The sequence below is a fragment of the Paraburkholderia nodosa DSM 21604 genome (genome assembly GCF_000519185.1).
Taxonomy (GTDB): Bacteria; Pseudomonadota; Gammaproteobacteria; order Burkholderiales; family Burkholderiaceae; genus Paraburkholderia; species Paraburkholderia nodosa.
Window position 1 is genome coordinate 19221 of record NZ_JAFA01000018.1, and the last position, 12106, is coordinate 31326.

The 12106-nt window shown below is 67.1% G+C and carries 11 protein-coding genes; 4 read left to right on the forward strand and 7 right to left on the reverse strand.

Going from position 1 to position 12106, the window contains the following annotated elements; all coding sequences use genetic code 11:
- The first annotated feature begins 37 nt into the window (after window positions 1–37).
- Window positions 38–985 (forward strand): sugar-binding transcriptional regulator, encoded by a 948-nt coding sequence (locus A3CW_RS0124525; protein ID WP_028205919.1) that lies wholly within the window; start codon window positions 38–40, stop codon window positions 983–985.
- Window positions 986–1093: 108 nt separating this feature from the next.
- On the opposite strand, the gene A3CW_RS0124530 is transcribed toward A3CW_RS0124525, so the two are convergent.
- The 6 genes from A3CW_RS0124530 to A3CW_RS0124555 all read right to left on the reverse strand — a co-directional run bounded on the left by A3CW_RS0124530 (window position 1094) and on the right by A3CW_RS0124555 (window position 7097).
- A complete protein-coding gene (locus tag A3CW_RS0124530; protein WP_028205920.1) occupies window positions 1094–2203 on the reverse strand; it encodes an ABC transporter ATP-binding protein in 1110 nt (369 codons plus the stop codon).
- A 29-nt stretch (window positions 2204–2232) separates the two neighbouring features.
- The gene (locus A3CW_RS0124535; protein WP_245623731.1) at window positions 2233–2919 is read right to left on the reverse strand and encodes an HAD family hydrolase; all 687 of its coding nucleotides are present in this window, start codon (window positions 2917–2919) and stop codon (window positions 2233–2235) included.
- Between the two features lie 11 nt (window positions 2920–2930).
- Entirely contained in the window at window positions 2931–3800 is an 870-nt protein-coding gene (locus A3CW_RS0124540; protein ID WP_028205922.1) for a carbohydrate ABC transporter permease, read from the reverse strand.
- The gene (locus A3CW_RS0124545; protein ID WP_028205923.1) at window positions 3797–4741 is read right to left on the reverse strand and encodes a carbohydrate ABC transporter permease; all 945 of its coding nucleotides are present in this window, start codon (window positions 4739–4741) and stop codon (window positions 3797–3799) included. The genes A3CW_RS0124540 and A3CW_RS0124545 overlap by 4 nt, the downstream gene beginning before the upstream one ends.
- Window positions 4742–4885: 144 nt before the next feature.
- The gene (locus A3CW_RS0124550) at window positions 4886–6220 is read right to left on the reverse strand and encodes an ABC transporter substrate-binding protein (RefSeq protein ID WP_028205924.1); all 1335 of its coding nucleotides are present in this window, start codon (window positions 6218–6220) and stop codon (window positions 4886–4888) included.
- 73 nt (window positions 6221–6293) lie between these two features.
- Entirely contained in the window at window positions 6294–7097 is an 804-nt protein-coding gene (locus tag A3CW_RS0124555) for an L-iditol 2-dehydrogenase (RefSeq protein WP_245623732.1), read from the reverse strand.
- 328 nt (window positions 7098–7425) lie between these two features.
- Between A3CW_RS0124555 and A3CW_RS47490 the strand changes: the two genes are divergently transcribed.
- Genes A3CW_RS47490 through A3CW_RS0124570 form a run of 3 tightly spaced genes read left to right on the forward strand, consistent with a single transcriptional unit; the run spans window position 7426 to window position 10174 of the window.
- Entirely contained in the window at window positions 7426–8409 is a 984-nt protein-coding gene (locus A3CW_RS47490; protein ID WP_081771790.1) for a metal ABC transporter solute-binding protein, read from the forward strand.
- Window positions 8410–8433: 24 nt separating this feature from the next.
- Window positions 8434–9399, forward strand: coding sequence for an ABC transporter ATP-binding protein (locus tag A3CW_RS0124565; RefSeq protein ID WP_051481692.1), 966 nt, complete (start codon window positions 8434–8436; stop codon window positions 9397–9399).
- On the forward strand, window positions 9392–10174 hold the full coding sequence (locus tag A3CW_RS0124570) for a metal ABC transporter permease (protein ID WP_028205927.1): 783 nt from the start codon (window positions 9392–9394) through the stop codon (window positions 10172–10174). The genes A3CW_RS0124565 and A3CW_RS0124570 overlap by 8 nt, the downstream gene beginning before the upstream one ends.
- Window positions 10175–10177: 3 nt before the next feature.
- On the opposite strand, the gene A3CW_RS0124575 is transcribed toward A3CW_RS0124570, so the two are convergent.
- Window positions 10178–11656, reverse strand: coding sequence for a xylulokinase (locus tag A3CW_RS0124575; RefSeq protein ID WP_028205928.1), 1479 nt, complete (start codon window positions 11654–11656; stop codon window positions 10178–10180).
- Window positions 11657–12106 lie beyond the last annotated feature (450 nt).

Below are 12106 nucleotides of genomic sequence, written 5' to 3' on the forward strand. Positions count from 1 at the left end.
GCCGTACACTTCGGCTCCGAATCCACCGACCATCATCGTGCCCAAGTCCACCGAAAAACTCGATCTCGCGACCCGCGCCGCCTGGCTCTACTACGTGGCCGGCAACACCCAGAACGAAATCGCCGAGAAGCTGCAGGTGTCGCGCCCGGTCGCGCAGCGCCTCGTCGCGTTCGCGGTCGAGAAGAACCTCATTCGCGTGCGCGTCGATCATCGTCTCGCCGATTGCCTCGCGCTCGCCGACGCGCTTTCGAAGCGCTACGGCCTTTCGGTCTGCGAAGTGGTGCCCGTGGACAACGACACACCTGAGGAAATCGACCGCAAGCTCGCCGTGGCAGGCGCACAGGTGATGGAGCGCTACCTGAGCGAAGAGCGGCCGATGGTGGTGGCCGTGAGCAGCGGACGCACGCTCAAGGCCGCCGTCGACCAGATCGCGCAGCTGGAGCGGCCGCAGCATCGGCTGGTTTCGATGGTGGGCGCGATCGCCCAGGACGGCTCGTCGAACCGCTACGACGTCGCGCTGCATATCTCCGAGAAGACGGGCGGCAAGCACTTTCTGCTGCCCGCGCCGCTCATCGCGGATAACGAGGCCGAGCGCGCGCAATGGTGCAATCACCGGCTCTATCGCATCGTCGAATCGCTGTCGGGCGAGGCGGATGTCGCGTTCGTCGGCATCGGCAACATCGGCGAGCATTGCCCGCTGCATGAGGACGGCTTCATCACCTCCGACGAAGTGCGCGAGCTGATGGGCCAGGGCGCCGTGGCCGAAATGCTCGGCCTGCCGATCGACGCCGCAGGCAAGCGCGTCGATTCCCCCACGGGCCGCCGCGTGACGAGCGTGTACCTCGAGTCGCCGCCGCGCCGCCCGACCATCGGCTTCGCCGGCGGCGCGCGCAAGCGCGAAGCGGTGATCGCGGCGCTCAACGGCGGCTGGCTCTCCGGGCTCGTCACCGACGAGTTGTGTGCGCGCGCCGCGATCGACCGCTGATCGAAAAAACGCCCGCATGAAGCGGGCTAACAAAGGCAACCTCAGGTACCTCGCCACACAGAACACCGCCTCACGCTGCGAGGCGGCGCGTCCAGCAAGCCAGTGAGATCACGCAGCCAGTTGCTGCGCGAAGCGACGCTCGAACGCCAGGCCGTCCGCATTGAAGAGATGGCAATGATCGGGCGTCGAGCCGACCTTGAATGCCTCGCCGCGCTCATGCCGCTCCAGCGGCGGAATGCGCGCGATCAGGCCATCGGGCGCGACCGGACATTCGGCGTAGAGGTAAGCAGCGTCGCCGAGCGACTCGACCGCCATCGCCTTTGCGCTCACGCCTTCCGCGCCCGTCATGACGTGCAGATGCTCGGGGCGGATGCCCACCGTCACCTTGTCGCCCTCACGCGCGTTGCCCGGGTCGACGGCCACCTTTTGGGTATCACCCGTTTCGTAGCGCACGACGATGCCGTCGCTGCCGATCTGCTGCACCGTGCCGTCGAGGAAATTCATCTTCGGCGAGCCGATGAAGCCCGCCACGAAGCGATTCGCCGGCGCGTGATACAGACGGTTCGGAGTGCCGACCTGTTCGACATTGCCCGCCGAGAGCACGACGATCTTGTCGGCGAGCGTCATCGCTTCGACCTGATCGTGCGTCACGTAGATCATCGTCGTCCTGAGTTCGTCATGCAGGCGCGCAAATTCGAGGCGCATTTTCACGCGCAGCGCGGCGTCGAGGTTCGAGAGCGGTTCGTCGAACAGGAACACCTTCGGCTTGCGCGTGATCGCCCGCCCGATCGCCACGCGCTGGCGCTGGCCGCCCGAGAGCTGCTTGGGCTTGCGGTCGAGCAGATGGTCGATGTGCAGGATCTTCGCGGCGTTCTTCACGGCCGCGTCGATTTCGGGCTTCTTCGCGCCCGCGAGCTTGAGGCCGAACGCCATGTTGTCGTACAGCGTCATGTGCGGATACAGCGCGTACGACTGGAACACCATCGCGATGCCGCGCTTGGCCGGCGGCACGTCGTTCATGCGCGTGCCGTCGATCATCAGATCGCCGCCGCTGATGTCCTCCAGCCCCGCAATCATGCGCATGAGCGTGGTCTTGCCGCAACCGCTCGGGCCCACGAACACGACGAACTCGCCATCGCCGATATCGAGGTTCACATCGCGCAGCACTTCGTTGTCGTCGTAGCGCTTCAGTACGTCTCTGAGGATCACGCTTGCCATGATGTGTCTCCGTTTCTGTGCAAACCGGTTCAGTTCGAACGCGTTTGCGCCTGGTTCATCCAGTGGGCCACCCGCGCGGGCAGCGTCGTCATGTCGTCGAAGATTTGGCTTGCGCCCGCTTCGCGCAACTCGTGCGCGTGCGCGTCGCCGCCCACGTGCGTGCCGCCCACGAAGCCGAGCACCGTCATGCCGGCCGCGCGCGCCGCGCTCACGCCCGTCACGCTGTCCTCGACCACGAGGCACGCGGCGGGCGCGACGTCCATGCCCTGCGCCGCCGCGAGATAGACGTCGGGCGCGGGCTTCGGCCGGGCGACGATATCCGCGCAATACACGCGCGCGCCAAAGAAGCGATCGAGTCCGTTGCGCGCCAGCACCTCGCGCACCACCGCCGTGTAGCTGTTGCTCGCGCAGGCCTTGGTGAGCGTCACGGCTTCCAGTGCCGCCACGACGCCCGGAAACAGCGGCGCCTCGCGCGCTTCGGCCTCGGCCACGGTGCGGATCGCATCGACGTCGGCGGCCGTGAGGCTGCGCCCGAGCGCGTCGCCCGCGCCGCCCAGCACGCGCTCGATGCGCTGGCCGAGCAGCGGCATGACGACGGGCGCCGCGTCCACGCCGGGCCAGCGCGCCTCGAGCTCGCGCACCAGCACGCGGGCCGCCACGGCTTCGCTGTCGATCAGCACGCCGTCGCAATCGCAGATCAGGGCTTGAATGGGCATCGCATTGGCCATTACTTGACGGCCCCGAAGGTAAGGCCGCGCACCAGTTGCTTCTGCGAAAGCCAGCCGACGATCAGCACCGGCGCGACCGCGAGCAGCGATGCCGCAGAGAGCTTCGCCCAGAACAGCCCCTCAGGACTCGAATACGACGCGATGAACACCGTAAGCGGCGCGGCGTTCGAACTGGAGAGGTTGATGCTCCAGAACGCTTCGTTCCACGAAAGGATGATGAGCAGGAGCGCGGTGGAAGCCAGCCCCGGCACCGCCATCGGCATGAGCAGATAGACGATTTCCTGCCAGGTGGCCGCGCCGTCCATGCGCCCGGCTTCGAGAATGTCTTTGGGAATCTCGTTGAAGTACGTGTACGCCATCCACACTGCGATCGGCAAATTGATGAGCGTGTAGACAATCACCAGTCCGCTCACGGTGTCGAGCAGCCCCGAGTTCTTCCACAGCAGGTAGATCGGCACGAGCACCCCCACCGAAGGCATCATCTTGGTGGAAAGCATCCACAGCAGAATTCCCTGCGTGCGCTTGTTCGGGAAGAACGCCATCGCGTAGGCCGCGGGCACGGCGAAGATCAGGCAGACGATCGTCACGCCGGCCGAGATCAGCACCGAATTCCACGCGAACGCGAAGTAGTTGCTGCGCGCGAACACCTCTCTGAAGCTGTCGAGCGTCGGCTGGAAGAAGATCGTCGGAATATAGGCCTGCTGCTCGGTCTTGAACGCCGTGATCGTCATCCAGAAGATCGGGAAGAACAGCGCGATCGCGATCAGCCAGGCAAGCAGCCCCGGCAGCACGCGCCCGATGAACTGCAGCGGCGACGAATGTTTGACCGCGTCGGGCGATTGCGCGGGCGTAGCGGTAATCTGGCTCATTTTTCGTACTCCCCTTTGAGGTTGCGCGCGAGCATGCGCACGAGGAAGAACGACACGATGTTCGCCAGCACGACGGCGAGAATGCCGCCAGCCGAAGCGATGCCCACGTCGAACTGCTGCAGGCCCATCGAGTAGATCAGGTAAGTGAGGTTGGTGGTCGCGTTGCCGGGACCGCCGCCCGTGGTCGTGTAGATCTCGGCGAAGATCGAGAGCAGGAAGATGGTTTCCATCATCACGACAACGGCAATCGCGCGCCGCAGGTGCGGCAGCGTGATGTAGAAGAACAACGCAATGGGGCCCGCGCCGTCGATCTTCGCAGCTTCCTTCTGCTCCTGGTCGAGCGACTGGATCGCCGTGAAGAGAATGAGGAACGCGAACGGCAGCCACTGCCACGCCACGATCATGATGACCGCGGTGAGCGGATAGACGGCGAACCAGTCGATCGGCGTCATGCCCATCGAGCGCATGGCGATGGCCACGAGGCCGTACACCGGATGCAGGATCATGTTCTTCCAGATCAGCGCGCTCACCGTGGGCATCACGAAGAACGGCGCGATCGCGAACAGGCGCGCCACGCCCTGACCGATGAACTTGCGGTCGAACAGCACCGCCATCAGCACGCCGCCGACCACGGTGATCACGAGCACCGCCACGATCAGCTCGATGGTGTGCACGATCGACGGCACGAACGAGGGATCGGTGGCGAGGAACTTGTAGTTGTCGAAGCCCGCGAAACCCTTGAGATCGGGATTCAGCAGGTTGTATCGCGTGAACGAATACCAGATCGTCATCGCGAGCGGGATCGTCATCCACAGCAGCAGCACCGCGACGGACGGCGACACGAGCCAGCGTGAGGCCGTCCGTCGCGATTCGACCTGCTGCGGTTTCTGTGGCGTGCGCGCTCGATTGAATATAGGCATGGGGAGATGGAGATGACGCATGAGGACCACCCTTCTCGGTTGCGCGCCTGTGCGAGGCACGGCGCGGCATCGGCTGTCGCGAGGGTGCGCGCCGCGCCGGTTGGCCCGGCGCGCGCTCGCGCTACTACGCTGGCTGCCTGAACGGCGCAGCCTGACTTCTCGCAGTTACTTCTGATACCCGGCTTGCGCCACGGCGCGGTTGGCAGCGGCATTACCGGCGGCAAGCGCCTGATCGACGCTCATCTGTCCCGCCACGGCGCCCGCTACGCTCTGGCCCACGACCGTACCGAACGACTGGAACTCAGGAATCCCGACGAACTGGATACCCGTGTACGGCACCGGCTTCGCGGTCGGATGATTAGGATCGGCGGTCTGGATCGCCTTCAGCACGAAGTCGGAGAACGGCGCGGCCTTCTTGTACTCGGGATTCTGATAGGTCGAAATCCGCGTACCCGACGGCACCGAAGCCCAGCCCTCGTCCTGCGCGACCATCTGGACGTACTCTTTCGACGTGGCCCATTCGATGAACTTCTTGGCGGCGTCCTGCGACTTCGACGACTTGGGCACCGCGAGCGCCCACGACCACAGCCAGTGCGCGCCATTGGGCGTGACTTCGGTCGGCGCGGCCGCGAAGCCGATCTTGTCGGCCACCTGCGATTGCTGCTTGTTGTAGAGGATGCCGGCCGCCACCGTCGCGTCGATCCACATCGCGCACTTGCCCGAGGACATCAGCGTGAGGTTTTCGTTGAAGCCGTTCGAGCTCGCTCCCGGAGGGCCGTCCTTCTTCAGCATGTCGACGTAGAAGTTCACCGCCTTCTTCCACTCGGGCGAGGTGAGCTGCGCCTGCCACTTCTCGTCGAACCAGCGGCCGCCGAAGGTGTTGGCGACCGTCGTCACGTACGCCATGTTCTCGCCCCAGCCGGCCTTGCCGCGCAGGCAGATGCCGTAGGTGCCGGCGGACTTGTCGGTGAGCTTGTCGGCAAAGTCCCTGATCTGGTCATAGGTCGGCTGCTCGGGCATCTTGAGGCCCTTCTTGTCGAACAGGTCCTTGCGGTAATACGTCATCGAGCTTTCGACGTAGAACGGCAGCGCGTAAAGCGTGCCGTTGTACGAGAGGCCATCGCGCGCGGTCTTCACCACGTCGTCGAGGTCGTAGCTCGCGGGCAGGTTCGTCATCGGCACGATCCAGCCGCGCTTGCCCCATTGCGGCGCCTCGTAGGTGCCGATCATCATTACGTCGAACTGGCCGCTGTTGGTCGTGATGTCGGTGGTCGCGCGCTGGCGCAGCACGTTTTCTTCGAGAATCACCCAGTTCAGCTTGATGCCCGGATTGGCCTTTTCGAACGCCGGCGAGAGCTTCTTCAGCTCGATCATGTCCGGGTTGTTCAACATGGCGATCGTTACGCTCTGCGCGTGAGCCGCGCTCGCCGCGGCGACGAGTGCACCCGCACTCACCGCTCGACTTATGCACTTTGCGGCGGTCTTCATTGCTGGCTTCATGACGTTGTCTCCTTGTTCGTTGCGTTATGTCTTGCTGCTGTCGTGATGCGTTGTGCAAGGGTTGCGGGAAAGGTCAGCTCATCCAGTTTCCGCCATCGACGTTGAGGGTCTGCGCGGTGATGTAATCGGCGTCGGCGGAGGCGAGAAAGAGCGCGGCGCCCGTGAGATCCTCGGGCAGGCCCATGCGCCCGAGCGGCACGGCCTCACCCACGAGGCGCTTCTTCTCGCCGGGCGGACGATGCTCGTAGCGGGCGAAGAGCGCGTCGACCTGCTCCCACATCGGCGTGTCCACCACGCCAGGCGCGATGCCGTTCACGTTGATGCGATGGGGTGCCAGCGCAAGCGCCGCCGACTGCGTGTAACTCAGCACGGCGGCCTTGGTCGCGCAGTAGTGGGAAACGAGCGCTTCGCCGCGGCGGCCCGCCTGCGACGACATGTTGATGATCTTGCCGCCCTGGCCCTGCTCGACCATGCGGCGCGCCACGGCCTGCATGAGGAAGAACATGCCCTTCACGTTCACCGCGAAGAGGCGGTCGTACACGTCCCAGGATTCGTCGAGGAGCGGGCGCATGTCGAAGAGCGCCGCGTTGTTGAAGAGGATGTCGATGCGGCCGAAGCGTTCGACCGCGCTCTCCACGATGCGATCGATGTCTTCACGGCCGGTCACGTCGGCGGAGAGCGCGAGCACGCGCTCGGGGTACGCGGCGGCAAGCGTTGGGGCGACGGACCCGGCGGGCTTCACGTCGACGAGCACGCAGCGCGCGCCTTCGTCCAGATAGCGCTGCGCGACCGCCTCGCCAATGCCGCTCGCCGCGCCAGTCAGCACGGCTACCTTGTCCTGCAAACGTCCGGCCGCTGGGGTCGCGGTGTGTGCCACAGGTTGTCTCCAATTTCGTTCGTGCGGGGCGTGCCCGGCAGACAGTCCAGAGGAGCAGCTGAGCGATCGCCCGACATGTGAGCATTTGCTCTGTCGTTGATCGAATGATCGGATACGAGTCGGAGACTGTCAAGGCGAACAAACGCGATTGGCCGAGATTTCGATGGTGCGACGCGCAAGCCTCGACTGGCTGCGGCCTGCAGATCCGGCCCCCTGACCGGGTGTCAAGCCGACTCGCCAATCAAAGTGATACGTTATATCATCTCGCCTTCGCGACGCCGACGCGCCCTCGCCCGCTTTCAGGCTCCCTATAGACAAGGATAGAACCATGATCACGTTCAGCCGCGCCAACTGCCCGCCCCGGGCTCCCACAACAGGCACGCGGCGTCGCGTCACGCTCGCGCGCCTCGCGGCCGGGCTTGCGCTCGCGCTGGGCGCCACTTTCGGCAGCGCGAGCGCGGCCCTGGCGGCGCAGGCTGGCAGCGCCACGATTCCCGTTGTTGCGGCGGAGAACTTCTATGGCGACGTCGTCAAGCAGATCGGCGGCAACTACGTGGACGTGACGAGCATCCTGAGCAACCCCGACCAGGACCCGCACCTCTTCGAGGCCAGCCCGAAGACCGCCCGCGCGCTACAGAATGCGCGCGTGGTGGTGTACAACGGCGCCGATTACGACCCGTGGATGACCAAGCTGCTCGGCGCCACCGGCGCTGGCAAAAGCGGCACCAGCCGCACGACGATCGTCGCGGCGGACCTCGTCGGCAAGAAAGCGGGCGACAATCCGCACCTCTGGTACGACCCGAAGACCATGCCCGCCGTGGCGCGCGCCGTGAGCGCCGCGCTAGGCGCGGCGGACCCCGCGCACAAGAGCGTGTACGATGCCAACCTGGCAACGTTCCTCGCCTCGCTGCAACCGGTCGACGCCAAGGTCGCGGCGCTGCGCGCGCGCTACCAGGGACAGCCCGTCACGGCCACGGAGCCGGTGTTCGGCTATATGTCGGATGCGATCGGCCTCGACATGCGCAACCTGCGCTTTCAGCTCGCGACGATGAACGACACCGAGGCGAGCGCCTCGGACATCGCCGCGTTCGAGCGCGACCTGCGCGAGCGCCGCGTGCGCGTGCTGATCTATAACAGCCAGGCGACCGAGGCGCTCACGCGGCGCATGCTGGCGCTGGCCAAGCAGTCGAAGGTGCCCTCCGTGAGCGTGACCGAGACGCAGCCGGCCGGCGTGAACTTCCAGCAATGGATGCTCGCGCAGCTCGACTCGCTCGACAAGGCGCTGGCAGTGGGAACAGCAGGGCAACACTAACCGTATTCAGCAAGGACAGACGTCATGACCGGGGCCGGCCCTTCGCCCACCGATATCGCTTCACAGCAAACTGGACAGCGCAACGGCACGCACCGCGCGCCCGCGCCTGTGCTCACGCTAGCGGGCGTGACGCTGACGCTCGGCGAACGCACGATCCTGCGCGACGCGAACTTCGCGGTGAACCAGGGCGAATTCATCGGCGTGCTCGGGCCGAACGGCGCGGGCAAGACCACGCTCATGCGTGCCATTCTCGGCCTCGTGCCGGCCTCGCACGGCGCGATCCGCGTGCTGGGCGAGCCGGTCGCGCGCGGCAACGCGAAAATCGGCTATATGCCGCAAACGCGCACGGCGCTCGCGAGCCGCCGCGTGCGCGGCCGCGACTTCGTGGCGATGGCCGCCGACGGGCACCGCTGGGGCCTGCCGCGCGCCGACGCCGCCACGCGCGCCGACGTTGCGCGCGTGCTCGACCTCGTGGGGGCGACCGCGCTGGCCGATCGCCCGCTTTCGGAGCTTTCGGGCGGCGAGCGCCAGCGCCTGCTGCTCGCGCAATGCCTGCTCGGCGACCCGAAGCTGCTGCTGCTCGACGAGCCGCTCATCAGCCTCGACCCCAACCACCAGCGCGGCGTGGTCGAACTCGTGCGCCGCGTGCAGCGCGAGCTGGGCATCGCGGTGCTGTTCTCCGCGCACGAGCTGAATCCGCTCCTCAACGCGCTCGACCGCGTGCTCTATCTCGGCAACGGCGTGGCCGCGCTCGGCAGCGTGGATGAAGTCATCACCGCGCCCGTGCTCTCGCGCCTCTACGGTTCGCCTATCGAAGTGATGCGCATGAAGGGCCGCATCTTCGTGATGTCGGGCGACGTGGAAGTCGAAAAGCACGACCACGAGCATGAGCACGACCATGGCCATGACCACGGCGGCCACGCGCACGATCACGGTCACGCCGACGGCAACAACAACGACAACACACACGGCCACACGCACGATGCTTGAATACGATTTCATGGTGAACGCCTTCGCGGCGTCGGGCATCGTCGCGGTGCTCGCGGGCGTGGTGGGCTATTTCCTCGTGATGCGCGGTCAGACCTTCGCGGGCCACGCGCTCTCGCACGTGGGTTTCACGGGCGCGACGGGCGCCGTGCTGCTAGGCGTTTCGCCGATGTGGGGCATGGTGGGCTTCACGCTCGCCGCCGGCGTTTCAATGGGCGCGCTCGGCGAAAAGCTCGCGGGCCGCGATGTGGCGATCGGCGTGATTCTTTCGCTCGCGCTCGGCTTCGGCCTGCTGTTTCTGCACTTCTTCACGTCGTATGCCACGCAGGTCACGGCGCTGCTGTTCGGCAACGTCCTGGGCGTGAACCGCGAGACGCTCGGCGTGCTTGCCGCCCTCGCCGTGGCGAGCCTGGCGGCGCTGGCCGCCATCATGCGGCCGCTGCTGTTCGCCTCGCTGCAACCCGAACTCGCCGAAGCGAAGGGCGTGTCGCTGCGCGCAGTCTCGATGCTGTTCCTCGCCATCGCCGCGCTCGCGGTGGCCGCGTGCACGCAGATCGTCGGCGTGCTGCTCGTCTTTACGCTGATGGTCGGTCCGGCCGCCGCCGCGCAGAATCTCACCACGCGCCTGTCCACCGGCCTCGTGCTCGCCGCGCTGCTCGCGCTCGTGCAAGCGTGGCTCGGCGTGACGCTCGCGTTCTACACCGACTGGCCCACCAGCTTCTGGATCACCGCGCTCGCCGCGCTCGTCTATGGCGCGAGTCTGATCGGGCGTCGCTAGTCATCAAGATGCCGGTGCAAACCAGGTTCGAACGCGGCCGTACAGATCGATGAAGCGCGCATAGCGCTGCGCGAGCGCGGCGTCCTCGCGCGGCGACGCCACCTGCGTCGCGGCCGGCGCAAGCGCCGCGAGCTCGCTCATGCGCCAGTGCCCGCAGGCGAGGCCGCCCAGCATCGCGGCGCCGCGCGCCGCTGCGTTCGGGCAGTCGATCGCGTAGAGGTCCGCGTCGAGCGTGTCGGCGAGCAACTGCCGCCAGCGCGCGTCCACGGAGCCGCCGCCCGCGAGCTTGAGCGTCGCCACACTGCGCGCATCCCGCGTGCCTCCATCGGCGGCTTCACGGGTGCTGCGCACGGCGTCGAGGCCCGCGCGCAACGCGAACGCGACGCCCTCGAACGCCGCACGCATGAGCGTGCCGCGCGAGTCGCCAAGCGAAGCGCCGAGCCAGCCGCCGCGCGCCGCCGGGTCGAGCCACGGCGAGCGCTCCCCGCTCAGGTAAGGCAGGAACGCGAGCGTCGCCGATGGCGGCACGGCGAACCCATCCGCATAGGCCGAAGCCCAGTCGTAGGCCAGCCAGCCGCGCGCCGCTTCCAGCGCCACGCCCACGTTCTGCATGGCGGCCATGGTGTACCAGCCGCCCGTCGCCGAGCGGTAGCGATGCAGCCCGCGCCGCGCGGGCGGCTCGCTGCGCGCGGTCACGACGATCTGGCCGCCTGTGCCCGTCGTGAGGAGCGCATCGCCATCGTCGGCCAGGCCGCTGCCGAACGCCGCGCAAGGCGTGTCGCCCGCGCCCGTCGCGAGCACGATGCCGGCGGGCAGCCCGAGCGCCTGTGCGGCTTGCGTGCTCAGCGCGCCGCTCGCTGCATGCGACGCGGCCAGCGGCGCGAACCACCGCGCGGGCAATCCCAGCCGCTCGATCAGGGCGAAGTCCCACGCGCCATCGGGTGCGGCGAGCGCCGTCGCGCACGCGTCCGACGGATCGGCTTTGACCGCGCCACCCAGCGCCACGCGCAGCCAGTCTTTCGGCTGCAGCGCCCAGCGCGCGGCTTGGGCGACCTGCGGCTCGTGCTGCAGGACCCAGCGCAGCAGCGGCCCGGCCATGCCAGGCGCGACGGGGTTGGGCTGCGCATGCCCGGCGTCGTCGGGCCACGCATCGAGCAGCGCATGCGCGCGCGTGTCGGGCCAGAGCATCGCGGGGCGCAACGCGCGGCCCGCTTCGTCGGTGAGCACGACGCCATGCATCTGTCCGGAAAAGCCGATTGCCCGCACCGCGGCGCGCTCGCTCTCGGGCAGCCGCGCGCAGGCCACGACGAGCGCGTCCCACCAGCGATGCACGGCGATCTCGGCCCAGCCGGGCTGCGGTGTTTCGAGCGCGTAGGCCACGCTCGCGGCGGCGCGCTCGACGCCGTCGCCATCAATGATGCCGAGCTTGAGTGAACCGGTGCCGAGGTCGATACCGAGAAAACGCGTCTGCGATGGGTTCATGGGAAACGGTGTGCGAGGTGGGTGAGGACGGGAAAAACAATCATACCGGCGAGATGCGCGGCGAGATCCTCGGCGCCGGATGCGCGTTAAGCGGGGTCTTCAAACCTGCCGCGAACCCGCGCGCAACACAGCCGATTTCGACGCGAAAAACGTCCATTCGCGGGTTAACCCGGTGGGTGAGCGCGCGATGCAAAATGGCTCACATGCCGCGTTCGAAATAGAGATCATAACGGCGCGGCCATATGTGACATGACCCGTTGGGCATCGCCAGCCTGGGCTCGCCGCCCCCGCACACGCTCTGGCACGGTTCGGACCCGCCACGCCCGCGCCGCGGCGCCCATCGCGCAAAGGCGCTCAACCGCCGCAAACAGGGGACTTCCCGCTTTGCGCCGCCGCTCGCGCGGTCCGAACCGGCATCCAGCGTTGCCGCCATGAAGCCGCCGCGCACGG

Coding starts and splice junctions, on each gene's coding strand:
- A3CW_RS0124530 (WP_028205920.1), bottom strand. CDS start 2,203: ATGGCAAGCGTGATCCTCAGAGACGTACTGAAGCGCTACGACGACAAC.
- A3CW_RS0124535 (WP_245623731.1), bottom strand. CDS start 2,919: ATGCCCATTCAAGCCCTGATCTGCGATTGCGACGGCGTGCTGATCGAC.
- A3CW_RS0124540 (WP_028205922.1), bottom strand. CDS start 3,800: ATGAGCCAGATTACCGCTACGCCCGCGCAATCGCCCGACGCGGTCAAA.
- A3CW_RS0124545 (WP_028205923.1), bottom strand. CDS start 4,741: ATGCGTCATCTCCATCTCCCCATGCCTATATTCAATCGAGCGCGCACG.
- A3CW_RS0124550 (WP_028205924.1), bottom strand. CDS start 6,220: ATGAAGCCAGCAATGAAGACCGCCGCAAAGTGCATAAGTCGAGCGGTG.
- A3CW_RS47490 (WP_081771790.1), top strand. CDS start 7,426: ATGATCACGTTCAGCCGCGCCAACTGCCCGCCCCGGGCTCCCACAACA.
- A3CW_RS0124565 (WP_051481692.1), top strand. CDS start 8,434: ATGACCGGGGCCGGCCCTTCGCCCACCGATATCGCTTCACAGCAAACT.
- A3CW_RS0124570 (WP_028205927.1), top strand. CDS start 9,392: ATGCTTGAATACGATTTCATGGTGAACGCCTTCGCGGCGTCGGGCATC.
- A3CW_RS0124575 (WP_028205928.1), bottom strand. CDS start 11,656: ATGAACCCATCGCAGACGCGTTTTCTCGGTATCGACCTCGGCACCGGT.